Below are 24,418 nucleotides of genomic sequence, written 5' to 3'. Positions count from 1 at the left end.
AGCATGCCCGATATCGCTTTTCCGGCAAATTCCTTCCGTCCGCTGCAGAACAATCCATTTTTGACGAGGGCAGACGTAGAACAGGCGCTTGCTACACTTGCCCGCCCTATGGAAGGCTTTCGGTCGGAAGGCGGTGCCCGCGTGCGATGCGGAATCGCGGCGGCGCATTTCGATCAGGCTGCTGCTGATCTCGAAGGTTTTTCCAGACTGTTATGGGGACTTGTTCCCGCACAAGTGGGTGGTGCTGACTGGATCGACTGGGAACCCATTGCCCGCGGTCTTGCCTCGGGAACAAACCCCCAGCATCGGGAATATTGGGGCGCTGTACCTGATCGCAATCAGCGTCTCGTTGAATTGGCGGCAATCGGATTTGCATTGAAACTGGTCCCCTCAAAGATGTGGGAGCCACTGGATGACGAGGCCAAACGGAACGTTACGAACTATCTGGTCACAGCGCATAGTCGTCATTGCCATGACAACAACTGGAAGTTCTTTCGCCTGCTGATGGGAATGGGGTTACGCTCAATCGGCGCTGACTATGATCATACACTTGATGACGAGTATGAAGCTGAACTCGAAGCGTTTTATCTCGGAGAGGGCTGGTACAGTGACGGTCCGATACGGCGTGTTGATTACTACATTCCTTTCGCATTCCATTTCTATGGATTGATCCTCGCGACAGTTGGTCAGAAGCCTGCTTATGAGCGATATCGGGAGCGTGCGCGCTTGATCGCTTCAGATATCAGTCGCTGGTTCGCGGATGATGGGGCAGGGATCGTCTTTGGCCGCTCGCTGACCTATCGATTTGCGCAAGCTGGTTTCTTTGGCGCACTGGCATTTGCAGGCGAAGAAGCCTTGCCTTGGGGCGTATTGAAGGGATTGTATCTGCGCCATCTTCGCTGGTGGTCTAGTCAGCCAATGGCCCATAGCGATGGCATACTTTCCATTGGTTATGCTTATCCCAATCTTCTGATGTCGGAGAGTTACAACTCCCCTCAATCCCCCTATTGGGCTTTGAAGGCATTCCTTCCACTTGCGCTGCCGGAAAATCATCCATTCTGGTTGGCTGAAGGAATGGTCTACCCGGTGGACAACACCCCTTCCGTTCAAAAGCACACTGGATTTATCATTGCCAATCCATCAGGCGATGCGATTGCGCTTTCGTCCGGGCAACAGTGCCTTCACATGCGTCATGGCGCAGAGAAATACGCAAAGTTTGCATACTCTGCACGCTATGGTTTCAGCGTCGAAAGCGATCGGGTCCGTTTTGATGAGGCGGTGCTAGACGGGATGATTGGCTTCTCGGACGACGGAAAACATTTCCGTGTTCGAGAGACCAATGAAATTGCGGTGATCGCTGATGAAACTCTTTATGCAAGGTGGCGGCCATATCCCGATGTGGTTGTTCACACTTGGCTCTATTGGGATGGTCCATTTCATCTGCGCGTTCACCAGATTGAAACACCAAGGCCGCTTAAAACGATAGAGGGCGGATTTTCAATTGCCCGTGGTGATCCTGATCAAGACCAGATCAACGTCGAAGGCGGTTACGCTTCTATCAGAACAGCGAATGATATCTCGGCGATAGTTGATATGGGCTCAACTTCTGTTCGTGCTGCCCGGCTCCATCTTGCGCCGCCCAATACCAATCTCGTCTCCGCAAAGACAACGGTGCCGCAACTCCTTTGCGAGATTCCGACTGGCGAAAGTGTGTTGATGGCGGCGTTTATTGCTCGGGCGGATGGTCGTCCGGTGGAGAATGTATTGGCTTCCCTGCCGCAACGTCCTGACGTCGCGGCGCTGCAAAAGCTTGTTGCAGAAAAAGGTGTTCCCATCTCGATTATGAAGAACAATCCAAATCTCTAGGCAGAGTGTTGGATTGTTTCGACTATCTATTCCTGCGAACCGAGTTTTTCAATCAGCACTCTAAGGTCCGAAATATCGCGCTCGCCACAATCCACCAATGGCGTGCGCACTCGGCCAGCTGACCGGCCAACGATAGCCGCGCCTGCCTTGACGATGCTGACGGCATAGCCGGGGACGCGATTGCGGATGGCAATGTAAGGCAGGAAGAAATCGCTGAGCAGTCGCGATGTTGCTTCATGATCATTGGCCGAAACATCCTTATAAAAATCAAGAGCAGTGCGGGGAATGAAGTTGAATACTGCCGATGAATAGACACTCACGCCCATGGCCTTGTAGGCTTCCGCGTACACTTCAGCCGTGGGCAGGCCGCCGAGATAGGCGAAACGATCACCTAGCCGCCTGCGGATCGAAACCATATTCTCGATCTCACCAATACCATCTTTGAAGCCGATCAGATTCGGGCATTTTTCCGCAAGTCGCTCCAGCGCATCAGCATTTAGCTTGCAGACATTGCGATTGTAGACGATGACGCCAAGGCCGGTCGCGGCACAGACGGCCTCGACGTGGCGGCAAATGCCCTCGGCACTGGTTTCCGTGAGATAATGGGGAAGCAGCAACAGGCCCGCCGCACCATTCTTCTCCGCATTGCGCGCCATTTGCGCGGCGATACGTGTTCCATAAGCTGCCGCCGCGAGAATGGGGACATCTTTTCCACACGCTGCAACAGCTGTACGCACGACATCTTCATGTTCGCCGGGTGTCAGCGAGAATCCCTCTCCAGTCCCGCCGCCGACGAACAGCGCGGATGCGCCATATGGCGCAAGCCATTCCAGACGCTTTGTATAGGCCGAAGGCGCGAAATCGTCATTCTGGTCAAAGTCAGTGACAGGGAAGGAGAGAAGTCCGGAACTGATTGTCTTCTTAAGCGTCTGGTAATCCATGAAAGCCTCGCGGGAGATCGAAAGTTGATAAGGCGTATCATCTCATATGTCATCATACAACTGTTAAAATAGTGAGATACGCTTTTGCGGCCCCCCATATGATAAGTCGGGATCAGGCTGTCTTTTTACCCGCAGCTGGTGCGTTGGTGCGCAGCCGATCACGACTGCTGCCGAGATGAAGCCGCATGGCCGCGCGTGCGCCTTCCACGTCCTGTGCTTTAATTGACTGGTAGATCTGGTCGTGTTCGCGATTGACCCGCTCCAGATACTCCCGTTGCGGCAGGCCATTGATCTTGTGTGTCTGAAGCCGCGTCCGGGGGATCAACATTTCACCCAAGTAATTGAACATGCTAAGAAAATGTCGATTCTTGGTTGCGATCGCTATGGCGCGATGAAATTCCAGATCGGCCTGAACGGAGCTTTCGCCCTGTTCGATTGCTGCGTTCATCATATCGAGCGCATTTTTAATGCCGGCAAGCTCCGTCTCGTCTCGGCGCACGGCTGCCAGAGCTGCCGCTTCCAGCTCGATGCTGATACGCAATTCCATGACGCTGATGATTTCTTCGACCAGTTCGAGATTGTCTTCTTCGATCCTGAATGGTGCAGTCTGCAGGTCTTTCAGAACGAAAGCGCCGATGCCTTGCTGGGTATGAACAAGCCCTTTTGCCTTCAGATTGGCAATCGCCTCGCGAACGACCGTGCGGCTGACGTTGAACTCTGCGATCATTTCCTGCTCAGTCGGCAGGCGTTCCCCTCGCTTATAATGGCCCGAGGTTATGCGATCAGCAACAGCCTTAACCAATTGACCTGTAAGGGTTTCTCGCTTGCCAATGCCTGACATGGGTTACTCCGCAGTCCGCTCAGACTCTAACGGAAGAGGCTGGGCAGTTTTGAAATTATCGGCCTGGTTTGGAAACCAGAGCGAGGTGATCAACAGAAACTCATTTGCAGCATAAGATATCATATATTCAACCCTCATCTGCATCAGGGCATTTGCACGCTGTCAGGCCGAAACCCGGACAGAAAACAATGTCATGTCATGACGACTGTCCTGCAACACGACATGTTCGGCATAAATTTAGCCTTGCCTGCCTGAAAAAACAATACTACGATGTCATACAACATAGAAGAAGATGGCTGTAGGGGAGGAAACCATGCCGCATTTTCGTGCCTGTTTCATTGGGGCAACCGCGGTGGTTGCGGCCTTGGCCGTCAACGTAGCCGAAGCAAAGACGCCGAAGGACCAACTGGTTATCGGGATGAATATGGTGAACCTCACCACTCTTGATCCGCACAATGCCAATTCTTACGAATCCTATCACGTTATTGCCAATCTATATGACACGCTCATACGCAGCGATCCCAATACGCCAGGTAAAGTCATTCCCGGTCTTGCCAAGTCATGGACTGTGCTGCCCGATGGCAGTCTCGAATTTGTGCTTGATGACAAGGCCACCTTTCAGAGCGGCCGCAAGATAACAGCTGCGGATGTGGCCTATTCATTCCAGCGTGCGGTGAAGCTGGGTCTTCTTGCCAGAGCCTATTATGCCAATTGGGGCTACGATGCCGCCAATGTGGAGCAGAAGTTTCGGGCAAAGGACGACAAAACCTTCGTGATGGAAGTGGCGACACCCGTGGCGCCGTCGCTCAAGCTGAACGCACTCACACGGGTCTATGGTGCAGTTCTCGACAAGGAAGTTATCACCAAGCACGAAAAAGATGGTGATATGGGCAGGGGTTGGCTGGCATCAAATGCTGCCGGCTCCGGGCCGTTTACCCTCAATCGCTGGAACCCAAACGACATCGTCGTGCTCACCCGCTTTGACGCCTATTGGGGCGGCGAGCCGAAGATGAAGCGCGTCCTTGTACGGCATCTGCCTGAGTCGCAGACGGAACGGCTTCAACTGGAAAAGGGTGATCTGGATGTTGGTTTTCAATTGGTGTCCGCAGACATCGATGGTTTGGCAAAGAACCCTGCCATCGTAATCGACCGCCTCGTCGGATCAGGTTTTTACTATCTGATCATGAGCACGAAAGATCCGGAATTTGCCAAGCCGGAAGTACGCAAGGCTTTGCGCTATTGCATCAACTACAAGGATATCAACGATGTCGTGATGAAAAATTATGGCACAAGCGCCACGACGTTCATCCCTGCCGATATTCCGGGTTACATTCCTGATATCGGCAATGTCTATGATCCTGCGAAGTGTAAACAGGGCTTGGCAGCGGCAGGTTATGGCGATGGCTTCAGCAAGCAGTTGCTCTCGTTGAATTCCACTCCCTATGCGGACATGGCAACTGCGATCCAGCAGAACCTCGCCGTTGCCGGTGTCAAGGTCGATATCCTCACGGGCAATGGCGATCAGACATATGGACCGATGCGCGATCGCAAATTCCAGTTGGGCGTCGGGCGCACAGCGTCTTCGGCGCAGACAGATGCAGATGGCTGGTTACGAACGCACGTCTATAATCCAGACAATAAGGACGATGCCAACCTTACCAATCTTCAAGCCTGGCGTGCGTCGTTTGAGTTGCCTGAAGTCAACAAGCTGATGGATGAGGCTCAGGCCATCACCGATAACGAGGCGAAGCGTGTCGAACTCTACAAGCAAGCATTAAAATTGTTCGAAGAGTCCGCACCACCCATCATCCCAATTTCACAGCGGGTCGACCCTTACGCAAAAAGCGCCCGGCTGAAGAACTATGTGGGTGATATTGGCTGGATGACCCGCTGGGATCAGGTCGAAAAGCAGGACTAAAGCAGGAAGTCAGGTCGCCAGCGCATGGTCAATCAAGTGGGAACAGCAATCTCGTCGTCAAAAAGGCGACCGGGGTTGCGAAAATACAGTCGATTTGGCGGTTCGCTTTTCAGCGTCCTGACAACGCTGTTTCTTTTGGTGCTTTTGACATTTGTTATCGGCCGCCTGATGCCTGTCGATCCTGTTATTGCAGTTGTGGGTCCTGATGCGGATCAGGCAACCTATCTCAAGGTCAAAGAGGAACTGGGTCTGAATCTGCCTGTTATGCAGCAGTTCTGGATATTCCTGAAGAACCTGCTGCATGGTGATTTTGGAACGACGCTGCTGACCGGCAGACCTGTTATGGAAGACATAGTCCGTGTGCTTCCGGCAACGGTCGAACTGGCAACCGTAACCATTATTCTGGGCGCTGGCATCGGAATTCCGCTCGGTGTTTATGCGGCTGTTAATCGCGGACGGTTTGCCGATCACGCGGTGCGGTTGATCGCTTTGCTCGGTCACTCGACCCCGATTTTCTGGATCGGCATGGTTGGCTTGATGCTGTTTTATGCAAAGCTCGGCTGGGTTGGCGGTTCAGGAAGGCTCGATCTGTTCTATGAGGACGTTGTTCCAAGTGTTACCGGCTTTCTGTTGATCGATTCTCTGCTTGCTGGTGATATGGACGTATTCTGGAGTGCAGTGACGCACATCATCCTGCCCGCATCCGTCCTTGCCTATGCGTCCATTGCCTATATCAGCCGCATCACACGCAGCTTCATGCTGGAGCAACTCAGCCAGGAATATGTCATCACCGCCCGGGCAAAAGGCGTGTCGCGACGTGGGGTGATCTGGCTGCACGCTTTCAAAAACATTCGCGTTCAACTCGTCACCGTCGTGGCTCTTTCTTACGGCGGCATGTTGGAAGGCGCAGTGCTTATCGAGACAGTCTTTGGCTGGCCGGGTTTCGGTCAGTATCTGACCAATGCGCTTGTTATCGGCGACATGAATGTCGTCGTCGCCTGTACGCTGATCATTGGCTGCGTCTTCATCGCACTCAATGTGACTTCCGATCTGCTCTACAAATTTTTCGACCCGAGGATCAAATGAGTATCGCAAGCAAAGGGCTGACAGCCTGGCTGACGACGGAAGAGCCGAGCAGCGCCAGACACGCGGCGTTGCAAAATGTCTGGCGCGTGTGGACGCGGTTTGCCTCCAATCCGCTAGGGGTCGCCGGTCTCGCCATCATTTTGCTTCTGGTGTTCATTGCTGTCTTTGTGCCTTGGCTCGCGCCCTATTCGCCATTCGACCAGAACCTGCGCGAAACGCTGGTCGCACCAAACGCACAGCATCTTCTCGGCACCGATGAGCTTGGTCGCGATATTCTCAGCCGTATTCTCTGGGGCAGCCGCATTACCCTCTCGATTGTTGCAATTGTCAGTGTCATTGTTGCGCCAATTGGCTTGATCGTCGGCTGCCTGGCCGGTTATTACGGTGGCTGGCTCGATACGATCCTGATGCGTGTCACCGAACTGTTTTTATCCTTCCCAAGTCTCATTCTCGCGCTGGCCTTTGTTGCGGCGCTCGGACCAAATCTGAACAATGCAATCATTGCCATTGCGCTCACCCAGTGGCCGCCAATCGCCCGGCTGGCACGTGCAGAGTCATTGAGCCTGCGCAACCGTGATCATATTTCTGCGGTGCGGTTGATGGGTGCTTCCAGCCTGCACATCGTCATCGCTCACATCGCACCCTTGTGCATCCCCTCGGTCATTGTGCGGATCACACTCAACATGGCCGGTATCATTCTGACCGCAGCGGGTCTTGGCTTTCTTGGCCTCGGTGCGCAGCCACCAAGCCCGGAATGGGGTGCCATGGTTTCAACTGGACGGCGTTTTATGCTGGATAGCTGGTGGGTCGGCACCATGCCCGGTCTGTCGATCCTCTTTGTCAGCCTTGCCTTTAATCTGGTCGGCGATGCCCTGCGCGATGCGCTTGATCCGAGGCAGGAGTAAGCGCGATGACTGACACGCTTCTTTCTGTACGTGATCTAAAAATCAGCTTCCACGGTGCGGCTGGAATATTCGACGCTGTTCGCGGTGTATCCTTCGATCTTGGTCGCGAGAAACTTGGTATTGTCGGCGAATCCGGTTCGGGCAAGAGCATGACAGGCAGGGCAATCATGCGTTTGACGCCGCCGGCTGCCAAGGTCAGCGCCGAACACATACAGCTTGGCGATGTGAATATTCTTGGTGCTTCGGAAGCAACCATGAATGATATTCGCGGTCGCCGCATCGGGCTTATCATGCAGGACCCGAAATATTCGCTTAATCCTGTTGTGACCGTGGGAGAGCAGATCGCCGAGGCCTACCGCATTCACACACGCTCTTCATCGTCTGAGGCGCGGGAAAGGGCGGTGGCCATGCTTGGTGCGGTGCAAATCCGTGAACCTGAGCGGGTCTATCGCATGTATCCGCATGAAATGTCAGGCGGCATGGGACAACGCATCATGATTGCCATGATGCTGGTGTCAGAACCGGAAATTCTTATCGCCGATGAGGCAACCTCGGCACTCGATGTGACGGTGCGGCTGGAGATTCTCAATCTTCTTAATGATCTCGTGCGAAAGCGCGGCCTTGGCCTGATTTTCATCAGCCATGATCTCAATCTGGTTCGCCGCTTCTGTGACCGTGTGCTGATTATGTATCGGGGCAGGGTGGTCGAAACTTTGAAGGCAAGTGAACTCGATCATGCAACGCATCCCTATACCAAGGGACTGTTGGATGCGATGCCGCGTATTCATACACCACGCAAGCGTCTGCCTGTCCTTACGCGCGATACGGCATGGTGAATGGTATGAGCGAAGCTGTACCAATCATTGAAATTGAGAACCTGTCCGTCACTTTTGGTGAATATGGCGATGAACGCCGCGCCGTGGACGGCGTTAGCTTTTCCGTCAATCGCGGCGAGACATTCGGACTTGTCGGCGAATCCGGCTCGGGCAAATCAACGATCCTGCGGGCGGTCACAGGACTTGTCGCCAACGAAGCCAGTGTGTTGCGTGTTGCAGGCGCCGACATCCGCAAAACACGCGGCAAGGATTTCTATCGTAAAGTGCAGATGGTTTTTCAGGACCCCTATGAAGCCTTGCACCCGCGCCATACCGTTTGGCGGCAACTGATGGAACCAGCGCGAATCCAAAAGCTTCAAGGTGCGGAGGCGCGCGGTCACGCGGCGCTTGACGCTGTGGGTCTCAGCCGCAGCCTGTTGTGGCGCTATCCGCATCAACTTTCCGGAGGGCAGAGGCAACGCGTTGCCATTGCGCGGGCGCTGATGTCCGAGCCGGATATCCTGCTTCTCGATGAACCGACGTCGGCGCTCGATGTGTCGGTACAGGCGGAAATTCTCAATCTTCTCTGCGATCTGCAGGATGAGCGCGGCCTGACCTATCTCATGGTCACGCATGATCTGGGTGTGGTTGCACATATGTGCAGGCGCACCGCAGTCATGCAGGCTGGGATCATTGTCGAAACGCTCAGCGTCGATGCGCTCGTCAATGGTGGAGCGACGCAGGAATATACGAAACGTTTGATCGCAGCGAGTGAAGCCTACGGGGAAGACCCGCGCGACCTCGTTCAGGTGTTGGCTTAACAGGAGTAAGGTATGTTTCTTGGGACGCAGTTTCGGGCGCGAGACGATGATGATTATCGCATCATGGCCCAGCTCGGTATTGAGCACATCTGTGCCGATCCGGCTGGAAATCCGCATGACTGGACACTTGATGTCCTCAAGCGGCATCGCGATCATCTCGCAGGCTTCGGTCTGTCTGTTGATATGATCCAGTTGCCGCTGAGTTCCCAAGTAATCGAAAAACAGTACAGCCCCGATATCCTCTCGGCAGGTCCGGAACGTGACCGGCAGATTGATTCAATTTGCCGTCTGATTGAACGCACCGCACAGGCAGGAATTCCGGCCGTGAAATACAATCTGAATATTATCGGCATTCCGCGCACGGAAATGGAAACAGGTCGCGGCGGATCGCGCAACGAAGCGTTCCGTTGGGACAAGGCTGACCACGATGCTCCACCAACTCTGGCGGGTGTTCTCGATGAAGACGAGAACTGGGAACGGATCGACTATTTTCTGGAGCGGGTCATTCCGGTCGCGGAAGCCAACAAGGTAAGGCTGGCGTGCCACCCGCACGATCCCTATACACCGCCCGGCTATCGCGGTGTGACGCGGGTTCTCGGCACGGTTGAGGGCCTGAAGAAATTCGTTCAACTGCGCGAAAATCCCTATCATGGGCTGAATTTCTGTCAGGGAACTGTTGGTGAAATGCTGGATAATCCGGCTGATGAAATCTCGGATATCATTCGCTGGTTCGGTACGCGCGGCAAGCTCTTCAATGTCCATTTCCGCAATATTCGCGGCGGCAAGCTTTCGTTCATGGAAACCTTCCCCGAGGAGGGTGATATGAATATGTGGAAATCGCTGCGGACCTATGCGGAGGTCGGTTATCAGTACATGATCATGCCTGATCATGTGCCGCAACTATCTGGTCGTGACCCTGAGAATACCGCCTTTGCATTCAGCTACGGTTATATTGCAGCACTCCTACAGGTGCTTGGCAGCAGAGGAAACTGAGTATGTCGTCGCAAATGATCCGGGCTCACGACAACGCCAACAAGCCTATAGTTGAAGGTGATGAACCGGCAAAACTCATTCATTTTAATCTCGTCAAACTTGCTGCCGGGAAGTCGCACACTTATCGCTTGTCGGGTTTTGAAACGGCGGTCGTTCCGCTATCCGGTCGCTGTGATATCAAGATTGATGCAACGAAGTTTGAGGCAGTCGGTGGACGTGCAGGCGTGTGGGACGGATTGGCGGACTCTGTTTATGCAGGCCCCGATGCCGCCGTTACTGTCACCGCGCTTGATGATTGCGAAGTTGCCGTTGCGGGCGGACGCTGGGACAAGCCAATGGAACCATTTCGCGTTCTGCCTGAAGACGTCGATATGGTTGATGTCGGCTCAAACGAGACAAAATCCCGCCGCCGCATCTTCCACATTCTCGGCAACAAACAGGCTGATCGGGTAGGACGTTTACTCGTCAGCGAACTTTATGCCGATGAAGGGTGCTGGTCCGGTTATCCGCCGCACAAGCATGACACAGACCAGCCCGGCGAGACTGCTCACGAGGAACTTTATCACTGGCGTTTTGATCCGCCGACGGGATTTGGTACGCAGCTTTGGTATGAAGAGGGGCAGGAGCCCCATGCTCATGTCACCCGTCATGGTGATACATTTGCCTTTTCAACCGGCTATCATCCGACATCGACATCGCCGGGCCATGCATCCTATATTTTCACCATTCTCGTTGGCAGAACGCAGCGCTCTCTCGTTCAGAATTTTGAGGAGAGACACCGACCGTTGATGGCGAAAATTCCAGGGATTGATGCGATGCGCGCAAAGTTCCGTTGATCCTATAAACATGCGATGTGTCAGTGGCCCAGATTTGCTGGATGCAACTGAGGATGACAGAGGCCGAAGCGGTAGCTGCTCGGAGTTTCCCCGGTAAAGTCCAGAAAAGCCGCATTGAAGGCGGAGAGCGAGCTATATCCAACCGCAAAAGCGGTTTGTGTAATGCTGGCGACGGGGTCAGCGAGCAATTCCAACGCCCTTATCATTCTCAGCCGTCGCAGTGCTTGCCGCCATGTCATTCCCATCTCGTCTTCAAACCGACGAGCCAGGGAACGGGGTGTCATTGCTACGTCGCGCGCAAGGGTCTCGAAATCGGGTGCATTCGCCATTCTCTCCTCGGTTAAGGCCATGGCATGGATCAACCCGCGTGACTTGGGTGCAGGCATGGAAGATCGTGATGGCGTTTCGGCCAATTTTGAAATGACAGCTGCAAGGGTCGAAAACAGCTGATGGCCGTATGTATCGAGAGCACCGTTCGGATCGGTCCATTTGCTGCAGGCAAGAACAAGTTCACGAGCCAGTGGTGACATATTCACGATGGTGAGGGTTGCTGCTGGCTGCGCTATATAAGCGGGATCAAAAAGCACTGAACACGCCACAACAGGGCGTGGGAGCGTGACATAGATGGGTTTGCCTGCCGTAATAAATGCGGCCCTAGCGGGGGGTAATGCCCAGACTTTACCCTCCGCCTCCAGCCGCAATGCGCCCGAAGCGCAATAGAGGAGGTAATGCCGCTCAAAGGTAAATTCGCTGCGCGGCGCTGCCGGAAATGTTTGAAACACACTGTAAGCGTCAGCTTTCACAAACGTGTCCCCCACTGCGTTTTGCCATGGCTGTTAGCCTACTGTTTCCAGTATCTGTGCCGTAAAGCGTCGGCTGACCGGTGTTGTCGTCATCAATGGTCGCAGCGCCTGACCCGAGGATTGGAATGTGTCCGACGAGGCGTAGGCTTTAAAGCTCTCAATATCCTCCCATTCGTGAATGATGCAAAGTGCTTCCGCATTATCCGGATCGGCATATGTCCGAAATGCCATATTCCCCTGCATAGCGCGAACGGTGGGCTCTTCAGCAAGAAGTATATTGAGGGCAGCGGCACGATCCTCGGCCGCTACCGTAAAATCCACTATGGCAATAAACATGATTTTCCTCCGGTTGTTACATCGGGAGAAAACTAATACGCCATGCTCATTGCAACTTCCGTCAAACGGTCAAATCTGCGCGTCTATCTGACACCATCATTACCGAATGGATCTTATTTGAACCATTTGTTGTAGATCTCATTATAGGCGCCGGTTTCAATGGATTGATGCAGCCACTGATCGACAAAGGCCTTGAGACCGATATCGCGTTGTACCCAATACGCCTTCTCGGCAAAGTTGAAGGGCTCGTCAGGATGTATTGCACACAGGACACCGGAGTGCAGTTTCTCCTGATAACGGGTTTCTGAAGCATCGGTCATCATGAGGTCGGCCCTGCCTGCGGCGACTTCGTCAAATATCTTCGTATTGTCAGGAAAAATGACAATCTTTGCTTGTTTCAGACTGGCACGGGCAAATTTCTCATTGGTGCCACCCGGATTGGCAATAACCGTTGTTTCCGGCTTGTCGATATCGGCCAACGTCTTGAATTTATCCTTGTCGGTGCAGCGGGCAATCGGTGTCTTTCCCTCACGCATATAGGGAATAGAGAACAGGCCCTTCTTCTGCCGGTCGAATGTGATCGACACGCCGCCCATAGCGACATCAAATTTCCCTGCCTCGAAGTCCTGCAACATCTGCGGCCAAGACGTCGGTACGATTTCCAGTTTTACACCCAGTGCGCTGGCTAAGCTCTCTGCCTGATCGATGTCGAAGCCGGAAAATGCACCACTCGTGGGGTCCTTGAAGCTGAATGGTTTATAATCGCCGGTAGAGCCAACCTTCAGAACGCCCGTTTCAAGGATCGTATCCAATCGGGAAACCGGCAGCGCGTCTTTGGCGAAAGCGGAGGGCAGGTTTGCGAGAAACAGACAGATGCAGATAACAATGGGACGAAGCATTCAACTTACCTCATTAACACTATATCGGATGATCAGTCGCGAGAACAACTCAATGAATCTTTCCTTACAATGACTGCAAAGCGGTCGGCTGACCAGATATTTTCCAATGCTTGGTTTGTCTCGATCAACAGGGTGGCTGCCACTACTTGGCGTCCTTCGGAGTTGGTGTTAAAAACAACGCGAGTGAGCAAATGCTGCTTGTGCATCGTTTGACACCTTCTCGTCTCACCCATTCGACGGGCTCAGTGGGACTCCACGATTAGGAGCGACTATGCGTGCACTCTTTCTGGCCTTCACTATTTTGGCCACGTGTTCCATATCGACGGTTTGGGCGAAGGCCGCGCCGTTTCGCGCCGGTATCGCCCGGATTACGGTTTCGGCAAGCACACCTTTCGATACTTTGGTCTGGTATCCGACGCAGGCTGAGGAAGTGGCGTGGCAGATCGGCCCGTTTCCAATTGCAGCAAGCCGTGATGCACCGATTGCTGCGGGGCCTTTTCCCATCGTTTTAATCTCGCATGGGGGAGGCAAGACCGGGGGCAGTCCGCTCACTCTGCGTGATCTTTCAACATCCCTTGCCCGTCAGGGGTTTATCGTTGTCGCACCGATGCATGGCAAAACTGATCTTTCTGGTCGGATGGTTCAGGTTGACAGAGCGTTTAACACCGTGCTGGCTGATCCCCGGTTCCATGCGCACGCCGCGTCAGACAAGGTCGGCATGCTTGGGTTCTCGCTTGGTGGTGCGGTCTCGCTTGGCCTTGCGGGCGGCGTGCCTGACTTCAGGCACCTTGCCAGTTATTGTGCTGCGCATCCGGATGATGTTCAGTCATGCAATGCAGGTCCCGGTGGCAGTAAGGGCAAAGCTGCCGACAAAGAGATGCGACAACCGGCATCAAACATTGCCTTGAAGGCGCTTGTCTTGCTCGATCCGTTCAGCATCCCGTTTAGTCGAGAGGGCTTGAAAAACGTAAGCGCACCGGTCTTTCTCTTCCGTCCAAGACAGAGCAAACTTGGTGAAGAGAATACGCGCGCGCTTGTGAAAAATTTGCCCGTATCTCCGCCACTTCAATATGTGACTGGGGGACATTTTGTTTTCACAGACACCTGTCCGCCTGCTTTGAAGGCCGAAGCTTCTGACATATGCGAGGATGCAAAAGGTGTTGATCGCACAGCTGTTCATAAGGAAGTTGAGACCAAAGTTGGGAGTTTCTTCCGGGATAATCTCTAATAAAAGAACACAATCCCGTAGGTATTCATAATTTCTAATATGGCAGTTTGGCTGACATTCTTGTTGCATGTGTCAGACAGCGGGATTACATCGAAAACGTTGGCGCAATTTACTCCAATTGTGCTGACACCCACCCCAAGGGAAGGCTTTGGCCTTCACAACTTAGCCGGGCCATTTGGTCCGGCTCTTTTTTGGGATGGTGGGCGACTATAGTATGAGCGATTCCGGGATGGCATTGTTTCGGGCCATGGCTATAATCGGGACTGTAGTGAGCATTCAGCAAATGGGGTCAGGTGGTAACAGTATGATGTGGCGTTTCGGTTTCGTATTTGTAGTCCCATTCCTCATGTCTACCCAGAGCTTTGCTCAAGCACCAACGCCTTCAACGCTTCCTGGCGGCGCTTCCTCTATTCAAGAAACGTATCAGGATTGGCGGGTTTCCTGCGTTCAGCAGCAAGCTGGAAAAAGTTGTTCATTCTCACAGCAACAAACCCAGCAGAATGGTCAGGTCATTCTGAGCATCGAATTGACGACGAATGATGCCAAAAGCGTTACTGGCAATCTTGTATTGCCTTTCGGTCTCGCGCTGGCTTCGGGTGCAACTTTGCAGGTGGATGAGGGCAAGCCAGATGCAACGATGCCGTTCAGGACCTGTTTTCCTGTTGGATGTGTCGTTCCCCTGTCATTCAGCGCTGAAAAACTGGCCGGAATAAGAAAAGGCAAAGTTCTGAAAGTAAACGCCGTTGCGAGCGCCGATAATAAGCCAGTCGTCCTCAACGTATCATTGAACGGGTTTGCTGAAGCGCAGGATCGTGTTTCGGTACTCGCGAAATAGCGACTGAATCGGCATAAAACGCAGCCGATCAAACTGTTACGACAATTTTGCCGAATTGCTCGTTCGACTCGAGAAACCTATGCGCCTCGACAATCTGGTCGAACGGAAATGTTTTTGCGATTACAGGTTTGAGCGCCCCCGACATGAGACCATCAAGGATGAACGCCTTGGCGGCTTCCAATCGTGCGGGGTCGCCGATAATCTCATGAACCAGATAGCCACGAAGCGTCAGCACCTTGCTTAGCACGGCAAACAGTGGAAAAGGCGTCGGATCGGGGCTCAAGCCGCCATATTCAATGAGAATGCCACCGCGCGACATTGCGGCTGTTAAAGGTTCGAATATTCGGCCGCCGACCGGGTCGAGTACGACCCGCACCCCATCCGGGCCGGTAATCTCCTTCAGCCTGCTTTCCAGATTTTCTTCAGCTGACGCAATAACATGCGCAGCGCCATGGCTGAGCAGGGCATTCTTCTTGACGGATGTCCGCGTGACTGCGATCGGAGTAGCACCAACCATGTTGGCGATCTGGATTGCCGCAAGGCCGACACTGCTTGATGCGGCTGTAACGACAACAAAATCGTTCCGGTGCAGTTTAGCGATGTCTATCAGGGCGCCGTAAGCCGTGAGATATTGCATCCACATCGCTGCGGCAGTTTCCCAGCTAAAGGACGGTGGGTGCTTGACGACAAACGCGGCAGGAAATGTCACAAGTTCACCGTAGGCTGGCCAACGGACCATTGATACCGGCGGCACAATACTGACAGCGTCGCCGGGCACGATATCCCGTACGCCTTCGCCGACCGTTTCGACGATACCAGCCGCTTCCAGACCAAGTCTGGAGGGGAAGGCAGGTGTTTCGATATAATTCCCGGAACGCAAGAGTGCTTCAGCCCGATTGAGACCCAGCGCCTTGACATGGATTCGAACCTCCCCCCGGTCAGGCTTCGGGATGTTGATGTCTTCGATACGCAGGACATCGGGGCCACCATGCTCATGAAAGCGAACAACGCGCGCCATAGCTATAACTCCAAAACAATTGAACTGAATAAGCTATGCCATTAGGTATAGAGTGGATAAATAGGACAATATGAAGAACAGCAGAAACCAGGAGTTTTGAATATGGATCGCCTTACAAGCATGGCTGTCTTCGTCAAAGCCATTGATCTTGGATCGTTTGCGGCTGCCGCTGATGCGCTTGAACTCTCTGGCCCGATGGTGGGCAAACATATAAGGTTTCTTGAAGAGCGGCTTGGTGTACGCCTCATCAATCGCACCACGCGTCGCCAAAGTCTTACAGATTTCGGACGCGCCTATTACGAGCGCTGCCGGGTGATTCTGGCCGAAGCCGAGGCGTCTGATGCTCTTGCAGCCGATCAACTGTCTGAGCCTCACGGGAAGCTGCGTGTCACCATGCCTGTACATTTCGGGCGGTGCTGCGTTGCCCCTGTTTTACTTGAACTTGCGCAGCAATATCCATCGCTGGAACTTGATTTGTCTTTGAATGATCGTTTTGCCGATCTCGCTGAGGATGACTATGACCTTGCCATTCGAACCGGCGATCTGGAGGACAAGGCCGGTGTGATTGCCCGCCGCGTTGCACGCCAGCGCATGGTCGTCTGCGCATCACCCTCCTATATTGAGAGGCAGGGCCAGCCGCGGCAGATAGATGAACTGGGCAGGCATCAAACCATCATCTACCACCGGTCCGGACGTGTTCGGCCTTGGCTATTTCCCCAAAAGGATCAACCTCCTGTAGAGATCATGCCAGTTGGCCGGCTAAGGCTCGATGACCTCGACGCAATCGCTGACGCCGCGATCACTGGCATGGGGCTTGCCTGGCTTCCATATTGGCTCGTTCGCGACCGCATTCAAGCGGGCGCGCTTATCCAACTCCTGCCGGATGAGCCGGAATTTCCTTATGATGTCTACGCGCTGTGGTTACAGACACCGCACTTGCCGTTGAAGGTCCGTCTGGCTGTTGATGCACTGGCGGCCGCGCTGCCAAAGTTCATGACTTGAAACATGATTGGACATTTCGGATCATACCTCTGGAACAGTTGATATCTCTGCGAGCAAGCCAGTGAGGAAAGCCTGAACAACGACAGGCAATGTGCGCCCCTCCATGGTCAGAATTTGCAGAACACTATCGGTCATAACATCGTCTGAAACGGGGATAGCGACATATTCTCCAATTACTATCCTGCCGGGGATGCGTATGGCGCTGCTAAAGTGGATGCAACCTTCAGCGTCCGCAAAACGCCGCAACGCTGAAATGGAATTGGTTGATAGCACCGGATCAATCGTGAGCCCCTGCATGGCAAAGGCCGTATCGATCAGATGACGTTGAGTTCTATCCTTGTCAGGCAGAGCGACAGGATAGGGGAGGGTATCGGCCATTGTAATGCTCTGGCGGTCCGCCAGCGGATGGTGACGCGGGATGAGTGCATGCATTGGCCGGCGGATGATCTGCTCGATCTTAACACCACGCGGCGGGGCGTAGTTGAACGTCATGCCAATATCCGCCTCACCGTCATGGATGAGGCGCGCAATCTCGATCGAATTGCCAACCCAAAGATGAAAACGCACGCTTGGATAGTCTCGCCGGAATCTGGCCATGGCTTCGGGCAGAATATCGACTGCAAAACCCTCATAGCTCGCAAGACGCACAAAGCCCCGATGCGGTCCCTGCAGATCGCGGATATCCGCGATCACCCGTTCTGCATCCAGTGTAGTTCTGCGGGCATGGGCAGCCAGCACTTCTCCCGCAGCGCTTGGCACCATTCCTCTTGGCCGGCGTTCGAACAGTTCGACACCCAGCTCACGTTCCAGCTTGGCGATTTGCCTGCTGATAGCTGATCCGGCAACGTTCAGGCGAGCCGACGCATCGGCAATAGATCCCGATCGGGCAACCTCGAGAAAATAACGCAGTCCAGTGCTTTGCATGAGAACCTTTTGCCTTGCCGTTTCGGCAATGATTTATGCGAATTAAAGCGATTGTGGCATCAAAATGCTGTTGGTATCAACGAAAAAAACCGGAGCTGCATGCAACCGGCAGGGAACTATCGATTGAAAACAGGAGGGGGCCATGACTGTCTTTTCGGCCGAGGCTATTGCAGAGGCAATAGCGACACGTCAGCACTTGCACGCCAATCCCGAACTCAAATACGAAGAACACGCAACCGCTGAGCTGGTGGCGTCACGTCTGCGCGGATTGGGCTATGATGTTTCCACCGGTCTTGCGGAAACCGGGGTGGTTGCAATCCTCGATACGGGTCGTCCCGGCCCGACCATTGCATTTCGCGCCGACATGGATGCATTGCCCATTATTGAAGAGACTGGTCTGCCTTATGCCTCGCGCAATCCGGGCAAGATGCATGCCTGCGGGCACGATGGGCACACCGCATCGCTTTTGCTGGCAGCCAATGGACTTGCCGGACTGCATGATCGCCTTAGCGGCAAAATCAGGCTGCTGTTTCAGCCAGCTGAAGAGGGTGGCCTTGGCGCTGCACGCATGATTGAGGCTGGTGCGCTAAAGGGGGTCGATGCGATCTACGGCTACCATAACCGTCCGGGATATCCGCTCGGCCGCGTGTTTGCCAAAACAGGTCCTGCCATGGGCGGTAGCACGCTGTACGATGTGACGATTTCCGGCAAGGGTGGCCATGCTTCGCGGCCGGATCTGGCGGTTGATCCGATCTTTGTTGGCACTGCGGTGGTGCAGGGGTTGCAGAGTGTCATTTCCCGACGTCTGTCACCGTTGGAATCCGGCGTTGTTACCGTTACCCAGTTCCACGGCGGCAATAGCCACAACATCATTCCGGTTGCGGTGAAGCTATCAATCAATACCAGAGATGGTTCGCCCGCCGCTTATGAACTCATCGACCGGGAGTTGCGCCACGTCGTGACACAGATTTGCGACGCACACGGTGCCCTTGCAACGGTCGAACAGCAGATGCGCATTCCGCCTGTGGTCAATGACGCTGATGAGACCGACTTTACCGTTGCCACGGCGATCGCAACCTATGGTCCCGATAAGGCAGGCCGGATTGATACATTGCCGACGATGGGGGCCGAGGACTTCGCCTTCTATCTGGAGCGTGTGCCCGGCTGCTTTTTCTTTGTCGGCAATGGCGAGGACGGTGCCTATCTGCATCACCCGCTTTACAACTATCGCGATGAGATTTTGCCGGTTGCTGCGGGAATGTTTCTAGCCATCGCCGAGCGCCGTCTCGCCAGTTCGGGTCAAGCTGTTTCCAACGTGTCATTTTAAGGATACCCAGGTCCATGCAACGTTTGCTTAATGTGATTGAACGCGCCGGAAACCGGCTTCCCCACCCCTTCATCCTGTTTCTGATACTCTGTGTTGTTGTCGCCATCGTGTCCTGGCTGATGGCACTCAATGGTGCGGCAGGGGTCAATCCGAAAACCGGCAAGGAAATCTATGTTCAGAGCCTGATATCAGGCGATGGACTTGTCTTTGCTCTGACGTCACTAGCCAAGAATTATATCAACTTTCCGCCGCTTGGTGTGGTCCTTGTCATCATGCTGGCTATTGGTGTTGCTGATCGGGCGGGCTTGATCGCCAGCCTGATGCAGGTCAGCGTCATGAAGGCACCCAGGCATCTGACAACCTTCGTCATCTTTCTGGTGGGGATGTGCAGCCACGTAGCTTCCGATGCCGCCTATATCGTCCTGATCCCGCTTTCGGCGATGATCTTTCAGGCGGTTGGCCGAAATCCACTGGTCGGCGCCGTCACGGGTTATGTCGCGGTGGGTGCCGGTTATGATGCCAGCCTGTTGATTACTCCGGTGGACGTTATCCTTTCCGGTATCACCACCAGCGCGGCTCATACAATTGACCCCAAGGCCTATGTCTCACCGCTGGATAATTACTACTTCATCGCCTGCTCTGCATTGCTCCTGTCAGTTGTCGGAACATTCGTCATCGAGCGCATTGTTGAGCCGATGGCCGGTAAATATACGGGCGATGTTGCGTTGGATATTCAACCAATCGGCGCGTTGGAAATGCAAGGCCTGAAACGTGCCGGTTGGGCAGCTTTGGCTTTTGCTGTGGTCATCCTGGCAGCGATCCTGCCTGCCGGATCACCATTGCGCAATGAAACGGGTGGGTTTGTACCTTCCCCATTGATCGAAAGTGTTGTGGCAATCCTCGCGGTGTTCTTCCTGTTGCTCGGTTGGATCTATGGTGTGGCTGTCGGCAAGATCAAAAGTGCCCGCGATGGTGTCGGGTTCATGGTTGACGCGGTGAAGGAACTGGCGCCGACATTGGTGTTGTTCTTTGCCATCTCGCAGTTTCTGGCATGGTTCAAATGGACCAATCTTGGCGAGTGGATTGCGATCAGCGGCTCGCATTTGCTGGACGCCAGCGGGTTTGGCGGCACGCCGCTTGTCCTTGCCTTTATCCTGCTGGCAACAGTCATGAGCATCTTCATTACATCAGGTTCCGCCCAGTGGTCACTCATGGCGCCGATCTTCGTACCGATGATGATGCTTGTCGGAATGGAGCCGGCTCTGGTGCAGGCTGCCTTCCGTATCTCGGATTCGGCTACCAATGTGATCTCGCCGATGAGCCCTTATTTCGCTGTGTGTCTTGCCTTTTTGCAGCGTTACCGGAAGGACGCTGGCATCGGGACCCTTGCGGCAATGACACTGCCGATCTCGGTCGGCTTTCTCGTTGCATGGACAGCTTTCCTGGTGTTTTGGATCGAGGTTGGTTTGCCACTGGCGCCGGGCGTCGGATTGTTTCTAAAGTAACGGCAGTGTTCATGACACAACCCCGAGGTCGCGTCCGCGGGCTCGGGGTTGGTGCATTCCGCCGACACCTATGAACAACCAAATGTTATATTTGATGCCTTTGCAAAAAATTGCGGTATCATTGTCGAAATCTCGTCAGTTCAAACGTCCTTGGCTTTAAGGAGCGCATAGTTCATCAAATTCATGGCGCTTCTCTTGATCGCAATGAGGAGTTACATGAACATGAATACTTCCTATCGTTGGGTCATCGTCGCTTCAGGCGCATTGATGACATGTGTTGCTCTCGGAGCAATGTTCTCTCTGGCAATTTTTCAGGAACCGATCGCATCGGATACTGGCTGGTCGCATGTGGGTATTTCCAGCGCGATGACACTCAATTTCATTGTCATGGGGATTGGAGGCTTCCTGTGGGGCGCGGCAAGTGATCGCTTCGGTCCTCGCATTGTTGTCCTCATCGGGGCTGTCGTTCTTGGGCTGGCGCTTGTCCTTGCAAGCCGCGCCGGGTCGCTTCTCCAGTTTCAATTGACCTACGGCATACTTGTTGGCCTTGCCGCCAGCACATTTTTTGCACCAATGATTGCAGCCACGACCGCATGGTTCGATACGAATAGAAGCCTTGCCGTCTCGCTGGTCTCTGCCGGCATGGGTGTCGCGCCGATGACCATATCGCCGTTCGCGCGCTGGCTCATTACAGCCTATGATTGGCGAACCGCCATGCTGATTATCGGCATTTCAGCTTGGGTTCTACTCTTGCCAGCAGCTTTGCTCGTCCGCCGGACACCGGCCGAATCCAGCGATTCCGATACCACTTTGTCTGCTCAGAGCGCTGCGCCGTCACTGTCAAAAGTATTCAAGTCACCACAGTTTCTTGTGCTCGGCTTTACTTTCTTTGCTTGCTGCGCCGCCCACTCAGGGCCGATCTTCCATATGGTGAATTATGCCACTATCTGCGGTATCGCGCCGATGGCGGCGGTCAGTATTTATAGTGTGGAAGGATTGGCCGGCCTTGGCGGTCGTCTCCTCTATGGCGGATTGGCGGATCGGATCGGGGTGAAGCCTGTCCTGATTGCCGGGCTGCTGGTGCAGGCCATTGTGCTGGCCGCATATCTCTTTGTCAGTCAGCTGGGCGAATTCTATGCCCTCGCAGTGATTTTCGGCAGCGCTTATGGCGGCGTGATGCCGCTCTATGCGGTGCTTGCCCGGGAATATTTCGGCCCGCGTATCATTGGAACGGTCTTCGGGGCTGCAACGATGCTCTCGAGCATCGGCATGGCATTTGGACCACTTATAGGCGGCTGGATATTCGATACATTCAACAATTATTCCTGGCTCTTTATCGGCTCGGCTCTGGTTGGACTTGGAGCGGCGGCTATTGCGCTTGCGTTCCCGTCGCTGCCCGCCAAAAACAAACCGGTATTTGACCCCGCATGATCGTATGGTCATGCACCGGTAAATACGCGTACCGTTTTTGAATATGTCCGGCCGACGCGGATTTCACTGCCGTCGGCCAGAACTGCAATCAACGCTGAAAAAGGCGCTTGTTTCAATTTGGCAATGCAGCTTCGGCGAACAATTGCGCTTCGGTGAATGCGAATAAACTCGGAGATATCAAGCCGCCGTTCCATGGATGCAAGGCTTTCGTGGTGAAGAAAATGTCTGTCGCTGGTGTGGATGCGCACATAATCGCGTTCCGCTTCGATCCAGTTTATCTTCTCCAGCGGAAGCCGGATGGAATCGCCGTGATGCTTGATCCAGAGATCAGTATTTCGTGGCTCGTCCCTGTGCAAAGCTTGTCGTAATGCCGCAATAGTTTCCTGCAATTCTTCGACGTGTTCGACGCTGCTGCGTGCTTCGACAGCCAAGCGGGCCCGGATCAAAGCGGAATGCAATCGGGAAGGCTCAATGGGTTTGGTGACATAGTCGACCGCGCATGCATCGAATGCCCGAAGGGCATGGTGATCAAACGCTGTCACGAAGATCACAACAGGCACATCTGTTCCCAATTGTTCAAGCACATCAAACCCGTTGCCGCCGGGCATCTGAATATCGAGCAGCATAATATCCGGTGATAATTCGAGGGCACATTCATAGGCCTGACGAACGTCGCCAGCTTCGCCTATTTTCCGGAACCCCTGGATCGTCTCCAGCATGCGCATCAGTCGTCGGCGCGCCAAAGGTTCATCATCTACAATCAGGACGGAAAGCTCTTTCATGCGAGCCTCAAAGGCATGGTCAATGACGCCCTGAACCGGCTGGGCGCCACATACCCTGCGACGCACGAACCCGCGCCCGGAAAACGTGTTTCGATGCGATGGGCCACATTTTTCAATCCGATACCCATACCCTGCATACGGCTCTGCCTTGGGGTCTCAGAAACATCATTTTCGACCGAAAGATTCAAGACCTCACCGACACGACCGGCGCTGATGAGAATCTCGACCATGCCGGGCTTGTCACTGACACCGTGCTTTACAGCATTTTCGATAAGCGGTTGGAGAATGAGGCTTGGCACAAGGGCGTTCTCCAGTTCTTGTGCCACGTCGAGACGCACTTTCATCCGGTCTGAGAAGCGTTCTCCTTCAATGTTGAGATATCCGGTTTGCAACGTCAGTTCTTCCGCCAGCCTCACATCGTTAAGGGGGTCAAGCTCGAGCGTGGTGCGTAAAAATGAAGAGAGCGACAAGACCATGCGGCCCGCTCCAACGTTGTTTCCTTCCTCAACCAGACCCGCGATAGAATTCAGCGTGTTGAAAAGAAAATGTGGATTTACCTGATAGCGCAGAGCACGCATTTGAGCTGACAGGGCCTCTTCACGCGATGCCGCCAGCCGCCGTTCATTCTCGCGTATCTCAAAACTGTAGAGTAGAGCAACGAAGAGGCAGGACCATCCCAGAAAAAGGGACATGCCATAAACAAGTGTATAGCCAAAATTGGTCCAGTTGAACACCGCCACCTGAGGCAGAATACAGACCAAATATATAATGAAATCAACAACTGCGCCGATTGCCGCTGCAGCCAGAGCCAGTGCGAAACAGGTCACTATTTTAACCGCCAGATGCACATTGTGTAGTTTGTAAATGACAAATGAAATGGCCAGCGTCATGCCGATTCCATACAGCATCAAAACGAATTTACCCGGAGCGGCCTCCATCGGATCTACGCCGAGAATTCCCCACATGATACTGCTGATGATAAATTCGGTTGCCCAATAGCAAATGCCCAACCAAAGCGTGGCACGGCGTACGGTGTCGCTGTAATAGCTGCCATTTGGCAATATCGCACTGTTTGCCTGTTCCATATGTCTTTATCTTCCAACGCGTCCTTTCTGTCGAGAAGCGCTCGTCGATCAAAATCAGCCGTTCGTAGAAAAACCGCGCGCTTCGTCCGGTGGCGTCGCCGTTCGTAGAAAGCTGAATCCTTACCGGTTTTGGGTTTGCTATAGCGCCGCAGGTAGGGTGCTCCCCGGAGCCAATCCGAAGGGCATCCCCCGCTCTTGGTCGAAGCTTCATTGCTTGTGGA

General features: G+C 53.9%; 23 protein-coding genes. 14 read left to right on the top strand and 9 right to left on the bottom strand.

Going from position 1 to position 24,418, the window contains the following annotated elements:
* The first annotated feature begins 3 nt into the window (after positions 1-3).
* Positions 4-1,866, top strand: coding sequence for a DUF2264 domain-containing protein (locus tag FHW17_RS18755; protein WP_182510544.1), 1,863 nt, complete (start codon positions 4-6; stop codon positions 1,864-1,866).
* 26 nt (positions 1,867-1,892) lie between these two features.
* On the opposite strand, the gene kdgD is transcribed toward FHW17_RS18755, so the two are convergent.
* Both kdgD and FHW17_RS18745 read right to left on the bottom strand, forming a co-directional pair.
* Positions 1,893-2,807, bottom strand: coding sequence for a 5-dehydro-4-deoxyglucarate dehydratase (kdgD, locus tag FHW17_RS18750; protein ID WP_182510543.1), 915 nt, complete (start codon positions 2,805-2,807; stop codon positions 1,893-1,895).
* A 112-nt stretch (positions 2,808-2,919) separates the two neighbouring features.
* A complete protein-coding gene (locus FHW17_RS18745; RefSeq protein ID WP_113095979.1) occupies positions 2,920-3,648 on the bottom strand; it encodes a FadR/GntR family transcriptional regulator in 729 nt (242 codons plus the stop codon).
* A gap of 313 nt (positions 3,649-3,961) precedes the next feature.
* Between FHW17_RS18745 and FHW17_RS18740 the strand changes: the two genes are divergently transcribed.
* From FHW17_RS18740 to FHW17_RS18710, 7 genes are read left to right on the top strand one after another with little or no spacing between them, the layout of a single operon-like run.
* Entirely contained in the window at positions 3,962-5,566 is a 1,605-nt protein-coding gene (locus tag FHW17_RS18740) for an ABC transporter substrate-binding protein (RefSeq protein ID WP_182510542.1), read from the top strand.
* Positions 5,567-5,590: 24 nt separating this feature from the next.
* Positions 5,591-6,652: an ABC transporter permease gene (locus FHW17_RS18735; protein WP_182510541.1), complete on the top strand. Its 1,062-nt coding sequence runs from the start codon at positions 5,591-5,593 to the stop codon at positions 6,650-6,652.
* Complete coding sequence (locus tag FHW17_RS18730) at positions 6,649-7,557, top strand: ABC transporter permease (RefSeq protein WP_113095976.1); 909 nt, start codon at positions 6,649-6,651, stop codon at positions 7,555-7,557. Before FHW17_RS18735 ends, FHW17_RS18730 begins: the two co-directional genes overlap by 4 nt.
* Before the next feature lie 5 nt (positions 7,558-7,562).
* A complete protein-coding gene (locus tag FHW17_RS18725; RefSeq protein ID WP_182510540.1) occupies positions 7,563-8,393 on the top strand; it encodes an ABC transporter ATP-binding protein in 831 nt (276 codons plus the stop codon).
* 5 nt (positions 8,394-8,398) lie between these two features.
* A complete protein-coding gene (locus tag FHW17_RS18720; protein ID WP_182510539.1) occupies positions 8,399-9,193 on the top strand; it encodes an ABC transporter ATP-binding protein in 795 nt (264 codons plus the stop codon).
* A 12-nt stretch (positions 9,194-9,205) separates the two neighbouring features.
* A complete protein-coding gene (locus FHW17_RS18715; protein WP_182510538.1) occupies positions 9,206-10,186 on the top strand; it encodes a mannonate dehydratase in 981 nt (326 codons plus the stop codon).
* Positions 10,187-10,188: 2 nt separating this feature from the next.
* A complete protein-coding gene (locus FHW17_RS18710; protein WP_182510537.1) occupies positions 10,189-11,022 on the top strand; it encodes a 5-deoxy-glucuronate isomerase in 834 nt (277 codons plus the stop codon).
* A gap of 20 nt (positions 11,023-11,042) precedes the next feature.
* Here the strand turns inward: FHW17_RS18710 and FHW17_RS25470 are convergent, their stop codons facing one another.
* From FHW17_RS25470 to FHW17_RS18695, 3 genes are all read right to left on the bottom strand, one after another.
* On the bottom strand, positions 11,043-11,825 hold the full coding sequence (locus FHW17_RS25470; protein ID WP_113096019.1) for an AraC family transcriptional regulator: 783 nt from the start codon (positions 11,823-11,825) through the stop codon (positions 11,043-11,045).
* A gap of 33 nt (positions 11,826-11,858) precedes the next feature.
* Positions 11,859-12,161, bottom strand: a complete 303-nt coding sequence (locus FHW17_RS18700; RefSeq protein ID WP_182510536.1) for an antibiotic biosynthesis monooxygenase — start codon at positions 12,159-12,161, stop codon at positions 11,859-11,861.
* A gap of 113 nt (positions 12,162-12,274) precedes the next feature.
* Entirely contained in the window at positions 12,275-13,060 is a 786-nt protein-coding gene (locus FHW17_RS18695) for a transporter substrate-binding domain-containing protein (protein ID WP_182510535.1), read from the bottom strand.
* A gap of 271 nt (positions 13,061-13,331) precedes the next feature.
* Between FHW17_RS18695 and FHW17_RS18690 the strand changes: the two genes are divergently transcribed.
* Together FHW17_RS18690 and FHW17_RS18685 are read left to right on the top strand one after the other, a co-directional pair.
* Positions 13,332-14,288 carry a dienelactone hydrolase gene (locus tag FHW17_RS18690; protein ID WP_113095970.1) on the top strand — a complete coding sequence of 319 codons (957 nt, stop codon included), beginning with the start codon at positions 13,332-13,334 and terminating at the stop codon, positions 14,286-14,288.
* A 214-nt stretch (positions 14,289-14,502) separates the two neighbouring features.
* Positions 14,503-15,123 (top strand): invasion associated locus B family protein, encoded by a 621-nt coding sequence (locus FHW17_RS18685; RefSeq protein ID WP_162700260.1) that lies wholly within the window; start codon positions 14,503-14,505, stop codon positions 15,121-15,123.
* 28 nt (positions 15,124-15,151) lie between these two features.
* Here the strand turns inward: FHW17_RS18685 and FHW17_RS18680 are convergent, their stop codons facing one another.
* Positions 15,152-16,141, bottom strand: coding sequence for a zinc-dependent alcohol dehydrogenase family protein (locus FHW17_RS18680; protein WP_182510534.1), 990 nt, complete (start codon positions 16,139-16,141; stop codon positions 15,152-15,154).
* Positions 16,142-16,243: 102 nt separating this feature from the next.
* Here FHW17_RS18680 and FHW17_RS18675 point away from each other — a divergent pair, with 102 nt between their 5' ends.
* A complete protein-coding gene (locus tag FHW17_RS18675) occupies positions 16,244-17,143 on the top strand; it encodes a LysR family transcriptional regulator (protein ID WP_182510533.1) in 900 nt (299 codons plus the stop codon).
* Between the two features lie 21 nt (positions 17,144-17,164).
* Here FHW17_RS18675 and FHW17_RS18670 read toward each other — a convergent pair whose 3' ends face one another.
* Positions 17,165-18,067 (bottom strand): LysR family transcriptional regulator, encoded by a 903-nt coding sequence (locus FHW17_RS18670; protein WP_112528215.1) that lies wholly within the window; start codon positions 18,065-18,067, stop codon positions 17,165-17,167.
* A 142-nt stretch (positions 18,068-18,209) separates the two neighbouring features.
* Here FHW17_RS18670 and FHW17_RS18665 point away from each other — a divergent pair, with 142 nt between their 5' ends.
* From FHW17_RS18665 to FHW17_RS18655, 3 genes are all read left to right on the top strand, one after another.
* Positions 18,210-19,394: an amidohydrolase gene (locus tag FHW17_RS18665; RefSeq protein ID WP_182510532.1), complete on the top strand. Its 1,185-nt coding sequence runs from the start codon at positions 18,210-18,212 to the stop codon at positions 19,392-19,394.
* A gap of 14 nt (positions 19,395-19,408) precedes the next feature.
* Complete coding sequence (locus FHW17_RS18660; protein WP_112528210.1) at positions 19,409-20,899, top strand: AbgT family transporter; 1,491 nt, start codon at positions 19,409-19,411, stop codon at positions 20,897-20,899.
* A gap of 222 nt (positions 20,900-21,121) precedes the next feature.
* On the top strand, positions 21,122-22,330 hold the full coding sequence (locus tag FHW17_RS18655) for an MFS transporter (protein WP_182510531.1): 1,209 nt from the start codon (positions 21,122-21,124) through the stop codon (positions 22,328-22,330).
* An 8-nt stretch (positions 22,331-22,338) separates the two neighbouring features.
* Here the strand turns inward: FHW17_RS18655 and FHW17_RS18650 are convergent, their stop codons facing one another.
* Both FHW17_RS18650 and FHW17_RS18645 read right to left on the bottom strand, forming a co-directional pair.
* Complete coding sequence (locus FHW17_RS18650) at positions 22,339-23,112, bottom strand: LytTR family DNA-binding domain-containing protein (protein ID WP_113095965.1); 774 nt, start codon at positions 23,110-23,112, stop codon at positions 22,339-22,341.
* Positions 23,109-24,197 (bottom strand): histidine kinase, encoded by a 1,089-nt coding sequence (locus FHW17_RS18645; RefSeq protein ID WP_182510530.1) that lies wholly within the window; start codon positions 24,195-24,197, stop codon positions 23,109-23,111. Before FHW17_RS18645 ends, FHW17_RS18650 begins: the two co-directional genes overlap by 4 nt.
* Between the last annotated feature and the right edge of the window lie 221 nt (positions 24,198-24,418).

It is taken from the genome of Phyllobacterium sp. P30BS-XVII, assembly GCF_014138335.1.
In the GTDB taxonomy this organism is placed as follows: Bacteria; Pseudomonadota; Alphaproteobacteria; order Rhizobiales; family Rhizobiaceae; genus Phyllobacterium; species Phyllobacterium meliloti.
The sequence above is the reverse complement of the archived record's forward strand: the minus strand, read 5'-3'. Positions and strand labels throughout refer to the sequence as shown.

Bases quoted from the DNA above. Each gene is read 5' to 3' on its own strand.
- FHW17_RS18720 (WP_182510539.1), top strand. From the start codon at position 8,399: ATGAGCGAAGCTGTACCAATCATTGAAATTGAGAACCTGTCCGTCACT.
- FHW17_RS18700 (WP_182510536.1), bottom strand. From the start codon at position 12,161: ATGTTTATTGCCATAGTGGATTTTACGGTAGCGGCCGAGGATCGTGCC.
- FHW17_RS18695 (WP_182510535.1), bottom strand. From the start codon at position 13,060: ATGCTTCGTCCCATTGTTATCTGCATCTGTCTGTTTCTCGCAAACCTG.
- kdgD (WP_182510543.1), bottom strand. From the start codon at position 2,807: ATGGATTACCAGACGCTTAAGAAGACAATCAGTTCCGGACTTCTCTCC.
- FHW17_RS18735 (WP_182510541.1), top strand. From the start codon at position 5,591: ATGGTCAATCAAGTGGGAACAGCAATCTCGTCGTCAAAAAGGCGACCG.
- FHW17_RS18665 (WP_182510532.1), top strand. From the start codon at position 18,210: ATGACTGTCTTTTCGGCCGAGGCTATTGCAGAGGCAATAGCGACACGT.
- FHW17_RS18690 (WP_113095970.1), top strand. From the start codon at position 13,332: ATGCGTGCACTCTTTCTGGCCTTCACTATTTTGGCCACGTGTTCCATA.
- FHW17_RS18685 (WP_162700260.1), top strand. From the start codon at position 14,503: ATGAGCGATTCCGGGATGGCATTGTTTCGGGCCATGGCTATAATCGGG.
- FHW17_RS18645 (WP_182510530.1), bottom strand. From the start codon at position 24,197: ATGGAACAGGCAAACAGTGCGATATTGCCAAATGGCAGCTATTACAGC.
- FHW17_RS18725 (WP_182510540.1), top strand. From the start codon at position 7,563: ATGACTGACACGCTTCTTTCTGTACGTGATCTAAAAATCAGCTTCCAC.
- FHW17_RS18740 (WP_182510542.1), top strand. From the start codon at position 3,962: ATGCCGCATTTTCGTGCCTGTTTCATTGGGGCAACCGCGGTGGTTGCG.
- FHW17_RS18710 (WP_182510537.1), top strand. From the start codon at position 10,189: ATGTCGTCGCAAATGATCCGGGCTCACGACAACGCCAACAAGCCTATA.
- FHW17_RS18745 (WP_113095979.1), bottom strand. From the start codon at position 3,648: ATGTCAGGCATTGGCAAGCGAGAAACCCTTACAGGTCAATTGGTTAAG.
- FHW17_RS18670 (WP_112528215.1), bottom strand. From the start codon at position 18,067: ATGCAAAGCACTGGACTGCGTTATTTTCTCGAGGTTGCCCGATCGGGA.
- FHW17_RS18680 (WP_182510534.1), bottom strand. From the start codon at position 16,141: ATGGCGCGCGTTGTTCGCTTTCATGAGCATGGTGGCCCCGATGTCCTG.
- FHW17_RS18655 (WP_182510531.1), top strand. From the start codon at position 21,122: ATGAATACTTCCTATCGTTGGGTCATCGTCGCTTCAGGCGCATTGATG.
- FHW17_RS18755 (WP_182510544.1), top strand. From the start codon at position 4: ATGCCCGATATCGCTTTTCCGGCAAATTCCTTCCGTCCGCTGCAGAAC.
- FHW17_RS18730 (WP_113095976.1), top strand. From the start codon at position 6,649: ATGAGTATCGCAAGCAAAGGGCTGACAGCCTGGCTGACGACGGAAGAG.
- FHW17_RS18660 (WP_112528210.1), top strand. From the start codon at position 19,409: ATGCAACGTTTGCTTAATGTGATTGAACGCGCCGGAAACCGGCTTCCC.
- FHW17_RS18675 (WP_182510533.1), top strand. From the start codon at position 16,244: ATGGATCGCCTTACAAGCATGGCTGTCTTCGTCAAAGCCATTGATCTT.
- FHW17_RS18715 (WP_182510538.1), top strand. From the start codon at position 9,206: ATGTTTCTTGGGACGCAGTTTCGGGCGCGAGACGATGATGATTATCGC.
- FHW17_RS18650 (WP_113095965.1), bottom strand. From the start codon at position 23,112: ATGAAAGAGCTTTCCGTCCTGATTGTAGATGATGAACCTTTGGCGCGC.